Source organism: Dictyobacter arantiisoli, assembly GCF_008326305.1.
In the GTDB taxonomy this organism is placed as follows: domain Bacteria; phylum Chloroflexota; class Ktedonobacteria; order Ktedonobacterales; family Ktedonobacteraceae; genus Dictyobacter; species Dictyobacter arantiisoli.
The window spans coordinates 233086-253932 of the sequence record NZ_BIXY01000001.1 but is presented as its reverse complement, the minus strand read 5'-3'; the positions used below and the strand labels follow the sequence as shown (position 1 = coordinate 253932).

Here is a 20847-nt window from a genome sequence, read left to right as displayed (position 1 = left end):
TACATTTTCCTTGTTTTCATGCAACCATTTTCACTTGCGCCGTGTTCTATGCTATGAAACCTGATCATACCGCGGATGCTCAGAAAGGGATTTATGGAGCAGTTAGATGAACCGCAACTACTATATCTGCTAGCCAGCAATCTTGATGGAGCCTTTGAGCAGCTTGTTATTAGTTATCAAGATCGACTCTACGCATTTGCCCTGACCCATGTACACAACCCACACGCAGCTGAGGAGATTGTATTACTGGCACTTGAGCGTGCCTATTACGCGCTCAAAGGTTATCCTCCTGAGCGAATTTTATTGCTCAGACTGGCCTCATGGCTCTTTGAGATCACACGCAACCTGTATAAAAACTATCTACGCGATACACAAACCCGCGCCGACAGACTCCCTTCCATTCCATTGCCCACGCAGCAAACCGATCCTCTACTGGATATTGAGGATCAAAGCATGACGCCGGAAGAGCTTGCCTGCCGCAATGAAGAACAACAAGCCTTACGAAAAGGGATTGCGCAACTTCCCCAAAACTATCAGACGGCAGTGCAACTTTATTACTTTGAACACCTGACAACACGCGAAGTGGCCGAGAGGACCCGACAACCCATCGGAACCGTCAAATCCCAACTACATCGCAGCACCAAACTTCTCTATCAAATACTCTACACGCCTACCAGGGAGGTATACTAATGGATGAGCAAAATCTGGATACACCAAATATTCAAGCGCCAGCAACGCTCTTGCCAGCTCTAAAACAACGCTTAAACAGTGCTCGGACGGTCCTTGAGACGATAGATACCACAAACATGGCGGAGCTAAACACACGCTTCCCCACGTTTAGCTGGCAGGAACGCGTCCATATCATCCATCATCTGAAGAATACCGCTCAGGCTCAGAAATTAATACAGAACGCGCTGCAAGATCCAGATGAATCGGTACGCATCGCAGCCCTACAAGTAATCACTTACAGGCATGATACCAGTTCGCTGACACGTTTAACCAGAACGCTTCAGGATAGTTCACCGTTGGTACGGGAAGCTACTATCTACGCATTGGACGCAATACCCGGCCATGCCAACCTTGAACACATTGCGGCAGCTCAATTTGATCCCAGCGATATTGTACGTCAGGCAGCGCTACACGTTATGACCCAACATGGACATGACCAGCCGACCTCATTACCTGACAGCTCAGCATTCACCAACATGAAACGCCAGAATCTCCAGGACAGAGCAGAATCACAGATAGAAAACAACTCTCTGCCAACCTTTGACAGCGACAAGATAGAGTTTGAGATCGTCGATATCGCTCCTATGCACCCACATAACAAATATCAACACGTTAAAAGAGTTACTATGAGACGCCGACACATGCTCGAAGGATTGGTAGCAGCAATCATACTACTCTCTCTTGTGAGCGCCTGGTTTCTCTTTTCCATCGTCCCAACCACCCATACCGTCTCGGATGGCGGACAACCGCTGTGGACCGCTGCTACAACCAATCAGCAACTCCCTATCACAAACGCACAATGGAGCGCTAACAGCCAACAACTGACTTTTTCTAATCCTTCACTCGAAACATTTAACCTACCAGGCAAACATAAAACAGACTATCCGAAAATAGACCTTGCGCGATTAATGAATATTGATAAAGTACTCATAATGGAAAATGCAACCGGGTCTGATAACAACTACTATGTAGGGATTGGTAGCAGTAAAGAGACACAGAGAAATTATCTCTATATTGTAGATAACAGGACTGGTCGCTTACTGGTGCATTATACGCTGGCGGGAAAAGCTCCTTCCAGTGAGGGACAGGGGGAATTTGCAACACGCAAAGTATGGTGGTCGGCAGATAACACACAATTAGCGTTGCTGGACAATGAAGGGAGTCTGGTAATCGCGCAACCCAAAGAAAATTCCATCCCGTTTGTCTTGAAGGATAGTCTGGCTCCCTATCAACAGGCCACATGGCTGCCAGGAGGAAAATCCATTGCAGTTAGCACTACCACAAGCAATGTTGTCATCTGGAACGTTACGCAGAAAAGAGATGTCTCATTTGGCTTTTTCGATCGAAATATTTCTAACCTGACAATGTCTCCTGACCAGCACTACCTGGCAGCGATTAGCCTTGAAAATATCTTTATCCTCGAATCCTATAGTAGAACACAAAAATTACTGCAAACCATACCATCCACACTCATACAAACATCCGCATCCGCATGGTCAAGGGACAGTCACTATCTGATTTTACAGGGAGTAAAGGAGGGATTGGCTGGCTATCATGATGCAGAATATTCTACCCTGATCTGGGATATCCCTCATCAAAAGCTGATTGCAAGTATTCCCAGCGATATGAGCGTCGAAACAGATCTAAGCAAACTCATCTCTCCCAATGGAGCGGATATAGCAATCCAGGAGAAGGATAACAAAACTGTTGATATCTGGGAAATCAGAACAGGTAAAAAGATCGCCACCCATCATGGAAATATGGGTACACAGAGGCATATCCTGACATGGTCACCGGATGGCAAATATTTAGCTGCCATCTATCAAAATACTGCTGTGCAGGTTTGGGATGCAATGACAGGCGACGATATCGCACGCTACAAAAGTGCAAATTCTGTTAGTAGTGTGCAGGAAATTCAATGGTCGCCTGATAGCAACTACCTCGCCATTATACGTGTAAGTTTCGTAGGTAGCCAGAACGTTGATCCACACTATAATAGCACTATCGGTATCTGGTCAGCACCCCATCAATAAGCACGGGGACTGGAAACTGGCAGGAGCGGCTGTATTAACCGCTCCTGCGACTTATTCCCAGGTAGATGCATGATTTAAGGCATTGATACGTTTTTACGCGGGTAAGCGTTCCAGGATCATTGCATTTGCCATGCCGCCGCCCTCACACATCGTCTGTAAGCCATAGCGTCCACCAGTACGTTCCAGTTCATGTAATAGAACCGTTGTCAGACGCGCCCCTGAGGCTCCAAGAGGATGTCCCAACGCAATCGCACCTCCATTGGCATTAACCCGGCTCAAATCAGCCTGTAGCTCGTACTGCCAGGCCAGGACCACACTGGCAAAGGCCTCATTGATCTCGATCAAATCCATATCGGCCAGTGTCAGATTGGCCTTTGCTAATACTTTACGTGTAGCCGGTATGGGAGCGGTCAACATCCAGACGGGATTATCGGCCGCCAGGGCAAAAGAGATCAAACGGGCGCGCGGGCGTAATCCCAGTCGCTCGGCCGTCGCGCGCTCCATCAAAAGCAACGCGGCTGCCCCATCGCTAATCTGTGAAGCATTCCCCGCTGTAATCACACCATCTTCCTTAAAGGCTGTTTTGAGCGTCGCCAGTTTTTCCAGGCTCGAGTCAAAACGAATGCCCTCATCCTGGCTGAAAAGCGTGGTGCTGCCATCGGTATGCGGGACTGGCACCGGCACAATCTGCGAGACAAAACGTTCGTCGGCCGTTGCGACAGCGGCTCGTCGATGGCTCTCCAGACTAAAAGTATCCAATGCGGTCCGTGAAAGATTCCATTTCTGCGCAATCATTTCCGCGCTCAAGCCCTGATGAAAAATTTGTCCCTGATAGCGTTGCTCCATCAATGAGCCAAAAGGTGAGGCTACTCCCTGCACATTTGAGCCCATTGGCACACGCGTCATCGACTCCACACCAGCGGCAAGCACAATATCATACGCCCCACTGATGATACCTTGCGCCGCAAAATGGATAGCCTGCTGGCTGGACCCACACTGCCGATCAACGGTCGTCCCCGGAACGGACTCAGGCAAGCCAGCCGCCAGCACCGCATTGCGTGCGATATTCTGACTCTGCTCGCCAACCTGGCTCACACAACCCACAATCACATCATCAATCAACTCGGGATTAATGGCGGTACGCGCAACAAGATTCGAGAACACATGCGCCAACAAGTCCACGGGATGCCAGTTCTTCAACTGACCACCACGTTTCCCAACCGGTGTACGCAAAGCCTCAACAATGACCGCTTCTCGCATGCTATGCTCTGACATCAGCGTATTTCCTCTCACTCTAGCTGGACGTGCTTATGCACCTGGATGTACTGCTACTTTAGCTCCCATCTCTATTCTTTCACAACATCGCAATGATTAATAACTGTACTATAAAGCTTACTCACAGCAGAAGATATAAAGCAATACTAACGACAAATTGCCAGATGAAGATAATGTCTATCAATCATACGCTCTGGCATATCTATTGTTATATAAAAACGGGCACAACCTTGATTTCAGGTTGTGCCCGCTAGATTTAAACTGGTTAGTATTAGCGCTGATAGGGATTGTTGTTGAGGTAGCCCGGCTGTCCAAACATCACGCGAGGACGATTGACGGGACGCTGTCCAAACAAGAGGTAGAGCAAGGCTCCCAGGAAGGGTATGCACCAGACAATAACTAACCAAAAAATCTTACCCAGGAAAGAATGGTCATCCTCCAGGATAAAGATAGTTTCAATAATATGGCCTACAACGGGTATAAACACGCAGATTAAAAACAGAATAGAATTAGTGGCACAGCCGCGACTGGCAGTCATTTATTTTCTCCTTATGGAAGATATAACGCGTTTAAATTAGAAAACAATAGAGTTGCTATTCATTTGGCAATTCGCTTTTCTTTGTTGAGAATTTCCACAGCGTTAATTAATTGCTGCTATTTATAGTACGAGGTGAGTGAATAGATTGTTGCACGATACACCCTTGTAGTCATTTTTGGGGATGGGCTATCAGATTTGCACTGATTGGGAGGCTGCAAAACAAATCGTGCAATGAAAGGTAAGCGTTTGATGCATGCTGCACTCAACCCAGATCTGTCCACCATGCAGGTTAATAATCTTTTGCTCCAAAGCCAGGTTTAAATATATTCCCCTGCAATCCCCACTCTGATCAGTCATCTGAAGCGATGAATGGTCATATTTTGGAACAGCCAGGGCAATTACGGCGCTTCGCGTGTGAATACTGAGATGCACAAGATTACCTGCTACCCGACTACAAATAATAATGTCACTACCAGGAGCGGAATATTCCAGTGCGGTACTGATAAGATGCGAAATAACCAGTAGCAATTTTTCACGATCACCCAATAATACCGGTAATGCAACAGCCAGACGAAGCGCGATATGCCGATGGGGAGTGGCTCCCCGTATGCGTTTGACCACCGCCATAATCAAAGGATTAAGATTCAACCAGGATAAGCATAACTGATCCTGTTCCGCCTCCAGAAGTGCCAGTCGATCCTGTAATATAGCCAGCTTACGCTCTGCCTCGCGTCGGGCACGCTCCTGTTGAATAATCAACAGCGCTAATTGGCTACTCGATTTTATAAATGGTAGCTCGTGCAAAGAATAGCGAGGCAACGGCAGGTTATAACTAATAAACAGCATACCAATCAGATTCTCTTGCTGCGCCAGCGGTACGATTATCTGATACGCTGTTGAAATGCTGGAAGCTGGCTGAGCCGTCAACCAGGGAAACACCTCACCGGAACACAGTTGCGCATATTGGGAGGCATCTGCAACCAGGGTGTCTAAACGCACCCCCTGCTCCCAATATTGATCTGGCAGAGGAGAAGTGCCAGCATGGCTTAAGGGCACCAGTTTATCTGTCTCACAGCAAAATTCGGTCAGCATGACAAAATGACAGGATAATACATCCCGTATCAATGCGACATAGTGTGTCGTCAGATCGTGTGCTATAGCCATCTCAGCAGGCTTTCCCTGGACTACCGAAAGCATCATGTTTTGTTTCTGACGTACATCAAGGCGTTCATTTCCATCTCTACTCATTATGCCACTCCTTACTTTTACCTATTTCCAGTCTACAAGAAGGCACATAATTGTCGTGTTTTACTACTACTATTTGCGTATACCACACATCGCTTGTTATTTTTCACGAGTACTAACTAGCAGGAACAAGCGGCCTTCATCCTTCAGGGGCCGCCGGTTATTCCAATCGAAAAAAATGAAAAAGAACACAACTATAACTACGGCATGACAGCATCAAGCGTATTGATTACCACTTGAACTACCCTTCCCGGCTCTCTAGCCAGCCACTGGCACAAACTCAACCGCATCAGCAGCAACCTGAACGCCGCTTTCACCTGTCGCATTACTCAGCACTACCCGCCCGGTCATCCCCCGGCGAAAGTAATAGGTTCCCAGGCTCAACCACTGTGTGCCGGTACTTACCGTGCCAAAAGGGCCACCGAAATAGCCGATGTGGGACTCATCCAGGCGTATCGTATGGGCCGCCAAAAGCCGGGGATTACCGGGATAGGCACTATACACAGTATAAGGAACCCAACTACTGGTCGCGTGGGTATCATCCACATAGACACCCACCTCATAATAACCACTGACAGGAATGGTAGCGTGCCAGGTAGAGGTTGCAGTTGTAGTGTCAGGTGAAGTATAAGCCCAGTGTAAGCCACCATGTACATCAGTACGAAACGCACTTCGATGCCAGGAACCCGTTGCACTCCATACTGCTCCACCATCATCTACCAATATGGCACCAGGATACGCATGAGAACCTCCAAGGTACGGCACCACATAACGCGTGGCGGGGGCATTTACCCAGATGTAATTGTCAGGCACAATGTTGGGATCATGAAAACGACCGCGCCAGCCAAAGGGATCGGTGGCACGCCAGTTTGATAGGTAATAGACAGACATATGCAAATGCGGACCAGTCGAGTCACCGGTTGTGCCGCTGGTACCCAGTGGCCATTGAGTACCAACTTGCTCGCCTGACGCCACCAGAATCGAGCTGAGATGTCCATACGATGTGACAAAACCGTTGCCATGATCTATCGCTACCCACAAACCAAACGAAGAATTATGATCCAGGGGGTTATACCAACCAGCCCGCAATACACGTCCCGGGGCTGCGCTCAACACAGACTCAAAACGTAGATTCATATCATATCCATTATGTCCATCATAACAGCTCAGGCCAGATGTGCAATCAAAAACCGAATCATTCCAGGTAAAACCATCAAAACGTACAAACTTTCCATCATTAGCATACCACGGCTTATCATGATCCATAAAAGAGATTGTTCTTTGCATAATCGTCTGATAACCATAATAGGGACGATGTAAAAATGGGAAAGGGCGCTGCGTGTGCGCCTCGGTTGCATGGGCCAATCGGTCCTGAAAAAATGGAGACCACCCGGATAGAGATGCAGCGCTCTCTACACCTGGAGAATTCAATAAGAGGAACAATACCAGAGAAAGCACCAATAACCGTTGAAATCTTGTAAACTTCATAGCCATCTATCTTCTTTTTAATCGGGAAGAGTATTCCTACAACTTCCCTCTGCACGACAAAGATCAAGCAGAAGCACAAACTCAACTTGATAATCCAGAAAAGGTCAATCTATCCCCAGGCCACAACGTGCGAAAACACTGGCGAGATAGGAATGACTTGCGTCTGCATAGAGCCATTATGATCACTGATCTGCGCCGACCAGTAGCGTGGGGTGCCTCCAATGGCATGGTTGAGAGGATTTAAAGCGGTAAAAATGACGTGGTCACTATCAGCCGACCAGGTAGGATTGATGTTCCACTGCTGGCCTGTTTGCGCCACGCTAGCTACCAGACGCTCGTGATGTGTGTGAAGATTGACGACCCCAATCGCGCATTGTAATGACTGATCCAGCTTATCCGCACGATGGTCACCTGGATTGGTGCGAACTACAAACGCGATTTTCTGGCCGTCGGGCGACCAGGCAGGCATATAGCCATGTCCACCATCTACATCTGCCAGACGCTGCTGTTGTCCACTTGTGCTATCCAGCAGCCAGAGGCCCGCTGAGAGGAAAGGGGCGGGACTATCCGCCAGGCGCTCATAAGCAATCCGCGTGCCATCCGGAGACCAGGTAAAGAGTCCTGCCACGGATTCCAGGCCCCTGGAAGCGAATAAGTGCATCCGCCCACTGCCATCCCCTTTCATGACATAAGTATCGCTGCCCAGGCCCAATCCAGAGCTCGTAGAATACACAATGCGCGAACCATCCGGGGAGGATACAGCATCAATCAAAGATGCGGAAGAAGTACCAATATCAATATTCACATGTGCGCCTGTCTCGGCATCAACCGACCAGAGACCTGGATTCCAGCTACCTCCATCCAGGGGAGCATCGGGGCCAAGAGGAAACATGGGACGATATAAAAAGGTATGACCATTCCCATGCGGCAACCAGCGCAAAAAATTTCCCATCACAGCCGCAGGCTTAAACGAGACGGACGAGTGCTGTACGTCATACATCCATACCTGCTCGCCATGATCCCGATTTCCATCTATCGCCAGATAGTTGCCATCAGGGGATAACTGTAGCGAAGCCACTTCGTCGGTGGATAACTGACCAAAAGTATCCCCCAGTGCTACCAGCGGTTGTGGACTTCCCAATGGCTGACCATTCGCGCCCTTCGGAGCACGTGCCAGGACAAAGCCACGTGTATCTTTTAAGGTATAGTAGAGGTAAACATGCGCCGCCTGATCGTTAGCTACAAAAGCAGCAAACCATTGTGGATATCTGTTCCAGCAAGTAAAACCTCCCGCTATCAGCGTCACAATACAGACAACCAAGAGCGGTAACAAGATTTTCCGTTTCATATGTCTTCCCGATTCTGCAAGAAGTGCTGCACAATGACACCATTTTATTCACAAAGTGTTTGATTCCCACTCCCAGCGGGATCTTGCTGCTCACCTGCTGGCAGGCGCCTGCGCGCCTGCGCTCTTTTTAGTATGTATGGTAGAAAAAATTCTGAGAACTTTTTCTACCATACATACTAAAAATTGGTTTGAGCACCATTGGTGCGAAAACTTTGTCAGAGGGTTGCCAATAGCAATAGTATTGAAAACAGGGATATAAGTGTATTGAATGTGATCCCTGTAATTCCAATCGACTGAACCAGAGTGCAGAACAGGGGGTGTCCCACGATACAGGCAACGCGGGACTTATAGACAGGTCTGACAGATCCGATAGACTCAAGACGATCTCTGGGACATGGAGTACCCTTTACGCTGGAGAAAATCTCTGAACCAGTTCATCGGTTCTGGATTTTTGGAGTTGGTATTACTATCAGCAAAAAAGAAGTGGACATATAAAGAAAAGGCATCGCCTAAGCGTTCCATTAACTGATCGATATGCTCTTCAGCCCGTTGCCAACGCCCTTTATAATGGCCTAAACGCCAACAATGATAGACCTCATCATGCGCTTCAATAATATCCAGCAGAGCAGGATCGGAGATATAGCGCTCCGCAAACCGGCGTGCGATCGAGGCATGGTGGTTTGTACCAACGCTCAAACGACTATCATCAACCCGATATTTAAAGCTATCATGAATCAAAGCAATCAAACGAAGTTTTTCACGTTCTTCAGTCAACAAATGCTTCTGATCAATATTTGTCAGGACATCAACAATATGATACTTTACCGCGCCTTCCATATGACCGGGACGCGGTTCGCCCCACGTTACACCAGCCTGCCACTCAGGATCAGCCGCAATACGCTCTTCCAAAGGAGTTTCTAAAGTGAAGGGTAAAACCATCCATATTTCCTCATTCTCTTTAATTCGCTAAAAAATGACGTGCGACATTCATTGTCACAGGTCGATAAACATTTTCATAACCACCCACATAGTGGACCATGCGACCGCCCCAGCCCCGCTTAAAACGATACACGCCAGCCATCGCCTCATCCTCAGCATCGGTAGCGGGAATTCCCCAGAAATCATAGAAGCGTGCGCCACACTGCCTGGCCCAACGAATAGCTTCCCACTGCAATACATAATTGGGCATCAGGTGGCGGCTGGTATTACTGGAAGCGCCATATAAATAAATCGCCTGCCTGGCCAGCAGTACCACCACAATCCCGGCCAACAGTTGTCCATCATGCTCCGCCAGCAACAGGCGCAACTCATCACGTGGCGCAAAGATCTGCCAGGCACGTTGATAGTAAGCTAGATCATGGATACCAAATTGATCTCGCTCGCCGGTTGTTTGTAGCAAAGCATACCAGGCCGCTACATCTTCTAGCGAAGACGCCACCCGCACCGTCACACCCTTGCGCATCCCCAGACGAATATTATAGCGCCATTTTTCCTTCATCTGAGCCAGCAAACGCTCCTCAGACGGCTCCAGATCTAGTATTATTGTACGTACTGGCTGAGTAGCAGGAATGGCAGAGGTACCACGCCATGACGCAACATACTGAGCAATGGCGTTACCAGCGCTACTCGCAGCCTCAACATCGGGTTCCCAATGCAATGCCACAGCACCTTGCCAGCGCAAGTAATCATGCAGCAACACAAAAAAGGTTGTACACAATTCAGCTTGCTGCCAATCGATAATTGGTCCCCGGGGAATATAAGCCAGATGTCCAACCGCCAGCGGGATATGCGCGACAGATTTACGTAACACCTGGGCCCCTGCCACTATTCTCTCACCATCCCATAAAGCCAGTCGCACAGGGTGCCAGCCCGCCAGAGCTTTCAGTTCGCCCCAGCCCCAGCTTTGCAAAAAATGACCATTGGCATGCTCTGCCACAAAAGCGTCCCATTGGGTCCGTAATTCCATAGGAACAGCGCGCAGGATGTACCGGGTAGAACCAGATAGATGTTGAGGCATAGAATCAATTCTTATCATAGCAAAACTTTTCCTTTTAACATAGAGTCATCATACGGAACCAGGGCTTTCCCATTCTCTCTTTTGCAGCTTACGGCGGGAGAGAAGAGAGACCAGAACACAGCCCTGGACCCCGGATTTTAAGGATTGCCCCCTCCTTTCACAATCCCGCTTCCGTTCGCACACATGGGGCATAGACAGAGCTCTTACACCTCATGCTAAAATAGGCATACCGTAGAATACATAGCATATCTAGAATTTACCAGATTGCCCATTTCCCAGTTCCAAAAAGAACATTTGCAGGTACAGGTCCAACGAACAAACATCTTTTTTTATGCATGCTATAATATTCGGGTTACACTAACTACCCTAAGCAGCGGTCTTTAGACCGACAGGAGGCTATCCGTGAAAATTGTGATCCTAGGTTGTGGCCGTGTTGGTGGAACATTAGCCACACAATTGGATGAAGCGGGACATACAGTGTCAGTTATCGACAAAAGCAGCGACTCTTTCCAGCGCCTTAACCCCAAATTTAAAGGGGATAGAATCGTTGGAAATGGCGTAGATGAAGAAGTTTTGCGCCGCGCCGGTCTGGAAGATGCCGATGCCTTTGCGGCTGTGACAAATGGCGATAATCGCAATATTATGGCCAGCCAGATCGCAAAAGAAATCTTTCATACGCAAAAAGTTATCTGCCGTATCTATGATCCTCTCCGCGAACAAACGTATAGAGAACTGGGTCTGGAAACTATTTGTCCCACACAGGTCATTACCAACATGGTTTCCAATGCATTAATTGGTACCCGGCCAGCGACAACACCCAACAAAAATTGAAGATAACAGCGTATCTACAAATACCTTCTCAAACATCATACAAGAGGACAGACGCTGTAGTCTATAGCATACATGATCTATTAGCAGAAAGAAAGTAGGAGAGAGATACCCACATGTATATTATTGTCGGGGGAGGCGGTGACGTCGGTTACTACCTCACACGGTATTTACTTCAACAAGGTCATGAGACCTTACTGCTTGAGAAAGAAACTGGGCGCTTCCAAACCTTAGAGGAAGAACTTGGGCAGTCGGTATTGCGTGGCGATGCCTGTGAGGCCAGAACCATGGAAGAGGCCGGAGCTCGGCGCGCAGATGTCGTGATCGCGGTCACAGGTGAAGACGAGGATAATCTGGTCATCTGTCAAACAGCCAAAAAGCGCTTTAACGTCTCACGTACGATTGCTCGTCTGAACAATCCTAAACACGAAGAGTTATTCCAAAAACTGGGCATCGATGTAACAGTCAGTCCCACCAAATCGATCCTCTCCTTAATTGAATCCGAGTTACCAGGACAACGCTTTGTTCTCCTGATGAACTTGAAACGTGCGGGTCTGGAAATTGCTCAGATAACGGTATCATCGCTATCGCCAGTGGTTGGCAAAGCATTGAACCAGATTAATCTCCCACGCAGCAGCAATCTGGCACTCGTCATCCGAGATGATAAACCAATCGTTCCTTCCGGAGACATCGTCATCCAGGCCAACGATGAGATTTACGCTCTGGTCAACCGCGAAGGTGAAGAAGAACTCCGTAACACCTTTGGCACTGCATAGAGCGCTATAAATAAACTTTTCAGGCAGTTTATCATTAGAAATGTGCCTGACGTCCAGTTCCATCGAGGTCCTGGTGTTCACCCACGCCCTTTTATTGTGTTTTGCATAAAATATTCGAAGAACGCTTTATGCAAAACACAATAAAAGTTTTTGAGCACCTCGGGTGTGAAACCTCATGCGCTAAGATCACGAAGATCATGGAAGCCTGATACATTCCTGAGAAAACTGAACAGAGCATTAGTTCGCAGGTTCTTTGTGCAGGGTATGTAGAACATGACGATAGCTAAACTTATCCTTTTCTCCGAGGCGCTCATCAACGTGGACACGAGCCCGCAATTGATCCATGGTTTTTCCCTTTCCGCTCCTGGTAAATATCTTTTTAGGACGGAACAGTGGATGCCGCAGGGACCAGGGCTCACGCCTATGAGCCAGAATCTGATCGGCTGTCTCGCCATGGGCCGAACGATAGAGGCTCGCGATAACAACCCATGCTGCCGCTACCACTGGCGTTGCCAATAGCGCGCCAAAGATACCAAACAATTGCGCCCCCACCAGAAGTGAAAGAATAGCCGCAACTGGATGCAATCCGACCGCATGCCCGACAATACGTGGCCCTAAAACATTGCTTTCAAGTGTCTGCATAATGATGAATAAAACGACAATAAGGACCGTCCGCTGCAATAATTGCGGCTCACCAAGCAATAAGGAAAGCAAGATAGGCATAATCGAGGCCAGAGCAGGACCAACCATGGGGATAGTCTCAAACAAAAAGGCGAGCACCCCACAAATAAGGGCATAATCGCCCAGACCAGACACCAGACAGATACAACTGGTACCCAATCCAATCAGTACAGCTAAGGTCAATTGTCCACGAATATAATTGCCCACCACCCTGTACAAGGCATCCTCAAACAGCAGCACATGCGGCAACCACGCTTGAGGAGCAATCTTGATCATATTATCGCGAATGCGTTTCCCATCCAACGTCAGGTAAAAACTGAGAACCGTCACGAGAAAAACATCCACAAAAACATTGACACCATTAGACACAATATCAATCACATTGCCCGCCAGATCCGTGGCAAAGCTATACATCTGCGATTGTAATTGCGCGATAGCGGAATGAATTTGCCCATAGGTGATGCCTACTTTAAGCATCTGTTTAATTAAATCATTGAATGTTGTTGGTAAAGAAAAAGCAAAATTTGTAATTGTCGTAGAAAAAGTATTGACTTGAAGCACCAAAGAAAAGATGAGTTCATACGCCAGACCAATAATCGCTCCAAGCACTACCACATACGTAATTACCGTTGCCAGCAGACGAGGTACGCCATGTTTCCCTAAAAAATTCACAATAGGAGTCAGCAGAAACGCTACAGTCATAGCAAGCAAAAAGGTTATAATTGCATCTACGAACTGCCCCAATAGTACCCATGAAGCATAAAAAATTATCCCCAGGCAAACAATACTGAGCAATATATCGCGCGTTTTCTGCCAGTTGATCTGATCCATACACTTTCGCCTTCACAGTTGATAGATCTCAACTTAACAGTTTAAAAAACCATTGTGACAGGTTTTAGATTCGCTGGCAAGTCCATCGTATGGAACACCAAAACTTTTTACCTAGCGCGAATTTCCCATTGCTCAAAAAAAGATTGATGCATCCAATTATTAATAGTTAATTGCGAAGCTACGCGAAAAATGATCTATAATAAGATATAGCTCTATAGAAATAACCCCAAAAAGGAAGAACACAGCCAGAAAGTCTTGTTTTGTTGCCAAATAAGCGGCATTCGATAAACAATATACAGAAGAGACATACGATGAACACATATGCATATGTTGAAACTTTCTTTATTTATGTGTCGTCATTTCTTTGTAAGGTGCTCACTTCCATCGTTCAGATTTGCCAGGGGGCTATCTGGACAGTTGGGCACAAGAAGGACCAGGGTCAATTACTTTTGTTGTCTATTACAAAATGGTAATCTTATCTTGCTTCATTGAAAGCAACGTGAAAGAGGATGTGCCCGTGGGTATACACGTAGCAATCACACCTACCGTACTTTTATTATCTATTCTACTTGTCCTGTTATTGGCATGGATGTTCGTCTTCGCCTATCTTGCACTACGGCGCGACCCACATCTCGATACAGCCGAACGAGAACCGGTAATCAGTAGCCAACCAGCGGCAGTAAAAAAATCTATACCAACACAACTTGCGAAACTCAAGCCAATGACAATCCAATCGTCTCTCTCTCACAAAGAATTGTCGACCAGGGATGCCGTTTTAGAGCGTTCGATGCGCTAATATGGACTCTATACATAAGACACGGCATCAACCATCATCTCACTGTGCAAAAAGATTGTGGTTGATACCGTGTCTGTGTGTATAACCGGGTAGATACAAAAGAGCAGGTTGTCAGTGCGAGAATGGATAGAAAAAAACAGCGCATCCGGGTAAGGCTCAAACGTTTATATGTGTTCTCCATTGCCAGGCGAACTAAACTGACTGCCAGTATTCAAAAATATGATATGGCTATCTTGCACATTCATAATCATATCCAATTTGCCGTCGTGATTGGCATCCACAAAAGTGAGGGTCACAGGAACAAGATCCTGATCAACACCTACCAGTACGGGTCCCATATAGACTCTGGCATGGGTTGCATCCCCTCCAGGAAATTCGATCACTTCGACATGGCGATTGAGATTCAAGGCAATAAAATGACTGGGATTCGCCAGCGTATCATTATGCCCCACCACCTGATCTATCTGATAGGTCCGAGGACGCCCATAGTGCCAATCGTCCCGCGTAATTTGCCACCAATGCAACATGCTGCTCACAACAAACCAGCCAATAATCATACAGAATAAAGCCAGTCCAGTCCAGACGGTCCAATGAAAGCGAGGCAAGGGATGAGCAGGTGCATATTGATAGGGTACGCGTTGATCAGGCAAAACGACGTCTTCAGTATCCACTGCATGACGACTGCTGGACGGTACGGAGGGTTGCGTGGCGGTTCTGCGCTGTGGTATGGCACGTTTGCCTGTACTCTGGCGATCAGGCAGGGTGGACCATTGTTCATCAGCTTGCGCCCGCCCACTCTCCATTTGCACATCACTGCGGTAACGTCTTACACTACTCGAATGGTGAGTCGGCCAGATATCATCATACTCCTCCGCAAAAACATCAGGGATAGCTGCGGCTTGTGATGCTGAAGTGCGCCGGTTGGCACGTCTGGCTGCTTGAACATATGAACTCTGCTCCACATTCCTACCGTCCTCTCTGTAGACTTTTGGATATTCACTCATCTGGTATATTACCAGGTTTGTACCTGTTTACACATGTGCGAACTTTTGTTCTAACCTCTTTCATAGTACACGAAACGACCAAAACTGTCAACAATATTTGGAACAAAAATACTATACCTATTAAAAGATATCAGGAAGCACAAGCCAAATAGCGCCCATCAAACGGATAAATAAAGCATGCAATTAACCCCATAGGTCGCCCTGTGTGGCCTCTGGTGGTGGTGCAACACGTTTCTTCAGGGGAGCACGCCGCTCGCGCGCAGGTTTCTTTATGGGCAATGCTGGCTCCTGGGGAGGTATATTCTGCATTTGGGATGGAGTCACGAGCGCAGCATCGGCAAGCTCAACGGTTATCTCGAAAATGGAGGCGCGCTGGAGGCGAATAGCGGGCCATAAGCTGATCAGAGTCTCAAGTACCGCATCTTCACAATCCTGCAGCACAGGAACACTTCCTCGTAGCTGTTGTAAGGCTTGAGGCCAGGATACAGCAGCTGTGGCAGATGCTTGCTGAAGCCAGTTGACGAATTTTTCTTCAAGCGCTGTCAACCAGCTATAATGAAGCAGGCCCAGACCAGCGACAAAGGTGATTTGCCCCTGTGCCTCGGCACAAAGCTGCGCTGCCGCTTGTTGGAGCTCTGAGCGACGATAACAGTGCAAGAGAACATAGCAATCGCGTTCCGCGAGAAAACCCTGCTGCAGGACCAGTTGGCGTACCTGATCTCCATCGATAAGCGAGAGGCGCTCTTGAAAGTCATCATACTGCTGATGCAGAATGTGCAAAATATCTACAATTGAAAGCTGCTGATGATAATAGACGATTGGAAAATCATTGGCAATACTCGCGAAGGCCTCTCTGGCATCATCTGGAATCGCCAGGATAAGATCCTCACGTCCACGTAAATAGTTAAGCTTTTGTATCTTGCGCTCTCGATAAGCTGGCGTCCAGAATCCCAGGATTTCAGCATAGATGCGCCGCGTACCACGGGACAGGGCAAAATCGGGAATAAAGATACCTTTATCCAGTAGCAATGGCTCTGGCTCACGTTCCAGTTGCCAGCCATCGACACCTCGATCTTTCGCTAGCGAGACAAAGGCTTCTGAAAAACTCTGTTCAATACTACTGTCAAACAGTTGTGAGGAGTCCACTGGACTTTCTTCGCCAGCGCTCACAGAAGCAATCGGAGCTGGCAAGAGTTGTAACAATTTAGCGTCCATCATAAAGCTATACGCACGTTGTAAAAAGTGGACCCGTGCTTCAGCCTCAACAATAGCCGCAGAAAGCTGTGGCTTTTTCATAGATGTCTTCAAACCATAGCCCAGCAAATAACGACACAGGCGAGCCAGGCGCAGGCCATATTGCTGTGGTGCCCCGGTAACCTCCTGCGGTCCATAGAGGGTTAAGTTGAGCAAGACAGGAGCATGAGGAGTGCGCTCCTGCTGAGATACAGGGGGGCTGGCTGCTGTTTCATATTCCAAATCGTAGTAGACGCCCAAACGACGCGCCAAATAACACAGGCGCTTGATGACAGCACCTACCCCTGCCGCAGGCACCTGAGATGGCTCTGAGGGGCGCTCCAGACGTTGGAACGCCAGGCAATCAATAACAAAACGCACGCTGGATGCATTAAAGAGCGCAGCCTCGAAGGTCCATTGATTGTAGAGGCTGGCAACCTCTTGTGCGGCTGGTGGTTCGCCAGCTTCACGGAACAGATATGCCTCTTCCTCACTATCCAGTGCCAGTAAATAATCCAGATCTGCGGCGGTGATGGCATAATGTCGGGCAAATAGTGCAAGTGCTTCCGCACGCTGGGACTGTGTGAGAAATCCCTGATAGTGTTCATTGACATAGCTATAGAGCAGCAAGCGCAATTGAGGGGCAGCAGCTAAGGCCAGCAGTTCCTCATTACCGCCCAGTTTCATAACGACATCCGCCCAGCTCCGTTGTCGCCAGCTATACCAATGACTGAGTGTTGCAACCAGACAATGGGTCATACGGTACTCACCCACCAGCGCTCGCGCCGCATCCATCGAGAAATTACGTTGTGGCTGATCAAGCAAGCTTTCATAATAACCAATAAGTAAATTAATCTCTTCGTCCAACTCCCCGGAACTTAAAAAATGGAGCGAGACCGTCAGGCGTCCACCACGCCGCTGCACCGATTTCCTGATATCTTGTAAACTAAAACGCACCCGTAACTCCTCACTAAAAACAACGCCCACCAGGACCTCATTATATACCTCGCTACAGGAAAAATCAGTCGCCATGTAGGACAGATATCCTAAAAAATTGAGTGTCTGTCATTTCTCTGTTATGGTAGCAATGGGATAATACTAACTATCCCCTTCGTTGAGCGAGCACACATGCGGCACAGGAAAAGACCAGTACCACTTTTTGTACCTGCGGGCGCGTATGCTCTGTATCAGGGAAAATTTCCTGATTATACGTGGAGGATATGCCGATGAAAGATTTATCGGCGAACAGGAGGAGGCCATGAGCACATCTCCGCGCCGCATTGGGCAGTATGAGCTAATGCAGCAAATAGGAAGCGGACACATAGGAGAGGTGTGGAAAGCGCGCGACTTAGCCCAACAGCGTGACGTTGCAATCAAACTGCTACATAACGATTTACAGGCAGATCCACATTTTTTAAACCGCTTAACCAACGGTGGACGAGCCCTCACAACTATACGCCATAGCAATCTGGTTAGTGTCTATGACGCTGCTGTTTCACGTCCCCAGGAGGCTCGTGAGACAACCGCCTTCATCGCAATGGACTATATCGAAGGATACACATTTGCTGACTATCTAAAAGCAACGGCCCAGCGCGGTATCTTTCCCGCAATTACCGATATTCTCTATATCTTTTCCTGTCTCGGCGATGCGCTTGACGCTATCCATCAGCGCGGTATTGCCCATGGTAATATCAAGCCAACAAATATTTTGTTGCATAAACAGCAACGAGGAAGATTTAGCGCTGGCGAGCCACTGCTCACCGATGTCGGTATTACCCAGATCGCTGGCAATGATAGCTCTATGGCCGCGCCACATTATTTATCCCCTGAACAGGCTCAAGGTCAACAGGCAAATGCGAGAAGCGATATCTATGCACTGGGTATTCTTCTCTATGAGCTGTGTACCGGTGCGCTCCCTTTCCGTGGCGATAATACATTCGCAGTGATCTCTCAGCAAATCAATACGCTGCCCACACCGCCAATGCTGATCAATGCAAACATTCCGGCGACATTATCTGAAGTTATCCTTCGCGCGCTTGCCAAAGATCCTGCGGCGCGTTTTCCTGAGGCCTCACTGCTGGCTATCGCTATCGCAGAAGCCTGCTCGATACCCACCACGCATCCCAGCCTTCGACAAAACGCGGGACGCAGTGGGCCACTGGCGACGCCCGGACCATCCATGCCAAACAATGTGCAATCGATTCTTGGAGTATCGCAACCGCTTTCAAACGATTCTCCGGCTTATAGACGTCCCCTTCGCTCAAACGCACTTCCCTTATCGGCTCAGGGAACGTCTATCTCACTGAACTCAAATCCAAACATCTCAGCAGCGCTGATCTTTCCCAATTCTGGTCCCCTGCCTGCCATATCACCTATAGCATCCAGTCCTTCACAGAGCAATTCTGTGCCACCTCAGCCAGAGGCACCCGCGTCCTCCTATAACAACCATCTGGACAGGCCCTTTAACGTCAACCAGAATAGCATGTCAGGGATGCTACCAGAGGGGAACGCCAATAAACAATTATTTATGAGCCCACAATCCCTGAGTGGCATTCCTGCAACCGAGAATAACGCAGTAGCACCCCAGGTCCCCTTCTCGCTACCACCATCCACCCCAAATCAGCAGGCAGCGTATGAGATGAATACGACGCAACAACCATCTCAACAGCCACCCAGGCAGCCTTATGCTCAGGCGTCGCAAAATCAAATGCCCGCGACACCATATCCTCCCTCAGCACAGAATGCAGGCCAGGACTTCTATGGAACAACGGGACAGCATCAGGGGCCAAGCGCTCCATATCAACAAGAGCCAGCACAAACTCCCATGGCAAATCAGGGGCCGATGCCTTTTCCTCAACCACCTGCATCGGCATCCGCACACACCACAACCCGAAAAAACAAATATCTTGTGCCCTTGATGGTCGCTTTAATCGTTCTTATCATCCTTGGTACAGTTAGTATCACTAAATTGCTTACAGGCGGTCAGGGAAACCAGGGAGCCTCCACAAACCTAACACCAACGTCAACGGCTCCAGGATTAGTTTTTTTTCAGGACGATGCGCTGGGTCATAATGATCAATTGCGTATCACAATGAACAATATTCCCGATCCTCAAGCAGACCAGACATATTTTGCCTGGCTGCAAACAGACACGCATCAGAACATTCCACTTAGCAATCTTCAGGTGAACAACAAAAACATCAATTACACCTATAGCGGTGATAGCAAACATAGCAATCTTTTGAGCTATACCACAGGCATTATCATCACTACAGAGGCAACTGGTACTACACCACAAAATCCCAGTAGTAAGATTGTCTATCAGGCTACAATGCCGACCACACTACTCCCTGAGATCAAAAATATCCTCTATGCAACACCAGAATTAGGAGGAAAAAGAACTGCAGTGGCAGATATGCTGGATAGCGTCAAGTCTATGAACGATAAGGCAGGCAGTATCGTAGATTCCTTGCAAGGTGCCACTGATACCGGACTGGTCAAGAGACAGGCGACACGTATTATCGAGATGATTGATGATTCTAAATATGCACGCCAGAGCGGACAACTGCCTGCTAACCTGAGCAGTCAAATTAACACTCCTATTGGTCTGCTTTCCGCCCCGGATCAGAAAGGATACATCGATATTTTGAGCGCTCATTTAACCACGCTAAAAACAATGGCAGGCAACGATTCAGATCTAATGCGCAGGATTACTAATGTCCAGAACGGGCTGACAGATCTGAAACAATGGCTCCAGGAAATACAAAGAGATGACGTTCAGTTGTTAAAAGCCACCAACCTGAAAGATCCAGCGATAACAAATGTAGCGCTCCATCTAAAACAGCTTGTATCTGACACCTATACGGGACATATAATCCCACCTGATACTTCACCCAAACCAATCCTGGGCTCAGCTGGAGCACTACAAGTCTACACAGAGGCACAATATATGGCGTCTTTAACACTACAAGCCATCAAATAGAACGCTCATTTGATGCTTAAACATTTTTTATATGCTGCAGGTA

At 48.0% G+C, this 20847-nt stretch carries 16 protein-coding genes; 6 read left to right on the top strand and 10 right to left on the bottom strand.

The genetic code is table 11. The features are described 5' to 3' along the window. Positions 1-93 precede the first annotated feature (93 nt). Positions 94-690, top strand: a complete 597-nt coding sequence (locus tag F1593_RS00915; protein ID WP_172631768.1) for an RNA polymerase sigma factor — start codon at positions 94-96, stop codon at positions 688-690. Then, entirely contained in the window at positions 690-2762 is a 2073-nt protein-coding gene (locus F1593_RS00910) for a HEAT repeat domain-containing protein (RefSeq protein WP_149399365.1), read from the top strand. Before F1593_RS00915 ends, F1593_RS00910 begins: the two co-directional genes overlap by 1 nt. A gap of 93 nt (positions 2763-2855) precedes the next feature. On the opposite strand, the gene F1593_RS00905 is transcribed toward F1593_RS00910, so the two are convergent. The 7 genes from F1593_RS00905 to F1593_RS00875 form a co-directional block, all read right to left on the bottom strand. Beyond that, positions 2856-4022 carry a thiolase family protein gene (locus F1593_RS00905; RefSeq protein ID WP_149399484.1) on the bottom strand — a complete coding sequence of 389 codons (1167 nt, stop codon included), beginning with the start codon at positions 4020-4022 and terminating at the stop codon, positions 2856-2858. Positions 4023-4308: 286 nt separating this feature from the next. Further along, on the bottom strand, positions 4309-4575 hold the full coding sequence (locus F1593_RS00900) for a PLD nuclease N-terminal domain-containing protein (RefSeq protein WP_149399363.1): 267 nt from the start codon (positions 4573-4575) through the stop codon (positions 4309-4311). 189 nt (positions 4576-4764) lie between these two features. Beyond that, complete coding sequence (locus F1593_RS00895; RefSeq protein ID WP_149399361.1) at positions 4765-5823, bottom strand: sensor histidine kinase; 1059 nt, start codon at positions 5821-5823, stop codon at positions 4765-4767. Positions 5824-6078: 255 nt separating this feature from the next. Further along, complete coding sequence (locus tag F1593_RS00890) at positions 6079-7308, bottom strand: peptidoglycan DD-metalloendopeptidase family protein (protein WP_172631767.1); 1230 nt, start codon at positions 7306-7308, stop codon at positions 6079-6081. Positions 7309-7417: 109 nt separating this feature from the next. After that, positions 7418-8656 carry a TolB family protein gene (locus F1593_RS00885; protein WP_149399357.1) on the bottom strand — a complete coding sequence of 413 codons (1239 nt, stop codon included), beginning with the start codon at positions 8654-8656 and terminating at the stop codon, positions 7418-7420. Positions 8657-9031: 375 nt separating this feature from the next. Next, positions 9032-9595 (bottom strand): hypothetical protein, encoded by a 564-nt coding sequence (locus F1593_RS00880; protein ID WP_149399355.1) that lies wholly within the window; start codon positions 9593-9595, stop codon positions 9032-9034. Positions 9596-9614: 19 nt separating this feature from the next. Continuing rightward, the gene (locus tag F1593_RS00875) at positions 9615-10691 is read right to left on the bottom strand and encodes a lipid II:glycine glycyltransferase FemX (RefSeq protein WP_149399353.1); all 1077 of its coding nucleotides are present in this window, start codon (positions 10689-10691) and stop codon (positions 9615-9617) included. 384 nt (positions 10692-11075) lie between these two features. Here F1593_RS00875 and F1593_RS00870 point away from each other — a divergent pair, with 384 nt between their 5' ends. Together F1593_RS00870 and F1593_RS00865 are read left to right on the top strand one after the other, a co-directional pair. Beyond that, a complete protein-coding gene (locus tag F1593_RS00870; protein ID WP_149399351.1) occupies positions 11076-11504 on the top strand; it encodes a potassium channel family protein in 429 nt (142 codons plus the stop codon). A gap of 113 nt (positions 11505-11617) precedes the next feature. Further along, complete coding sequence (locus tag F1593_RS00865) at positions 11618-12277, top strand: potassium channel family protein (RefSeq protein WP_149399349.1); 660 nt, start codon at positions 11618-11620, stop codon at positions 12275-12277. Between the two features lie 237 nt (positions 12278-12514). Here the strand turns inward: F1593_RS00865 and F1593_RS00860 are convergent, their stop codons facing one another. Beyond that, the gene (locus F1593_RS00860) at positions 12515-13789 is read right to left on the bottom strand and encodes an AI-2E family transporter (protein WP_149399347.1); all 1275 of its coding nucleotides are present in this window, start codon (positions 13787-13789) and stop codon (positions 12515-12517) included. A gap of 517 nt (positions 13790-14306) precedes the next feature. Between F1593_RS00860 and F1593_RS00855 the strand changes: the two genes are divergently transcribed. Then, a complete protein-coding gene (locus F1593_RS00855; protein WP_149399345.1) occupies positions 14307-14585 on the top strand; it encodes a hypothetical protein in 279 nt (92 codons plus the stop codon). A gap of 164 nt (positions 14586-14749) precedes the next feature. On the opposite strand, the gene F1593_RS00850 is transcribed toward F1593_RS00855, so the two are convergent. Together F1593_RS00850 and F1593_RS00845 are read right to left on the bottom strand one after the other, a co-directional pair. Continuing rightward, positions 14750-15547 carry a hypothetical protein gene (locus tag F1593_RS00850; RefSeq protein ID WP_149399342.1) on the bottom strand — a complete coding sequence of 266 codons (798 nt, stop codon included), beginning with the start codon at positions 15545-15547 and terminating at the stop codon, positions 14750-14752. 225 nt (positions 15548-15772) lie between these two features. Then, complete coding sequence (locus F1593_RS00845) at positions 15773-17854, bottom strand: DUF790 family protein (RefSeq protein ID WP_149399340.1); 2082 nt, start codon at positions 17852-17854, stop codon at positions 15773-15775. A 226-nt stretch (positions 17855-18080) separates the two neighbouring features. Here F1593_RS00845 and F1593_RS00840 point away from each other — a divergent pair, with 226 nt between their 5' ends. Next, a complete protein-coding gene (locus F1593_RS00840; RefSeq protein WP_172631766.1) occupies positions 18081-20804 on the top strand; it encodes a serine/threonine protein kinase in 2724 nt (907 codons plus the stop codon). The last annotated feature ends 43 nt before the right edge of the window (positions 20805-20847 follow it).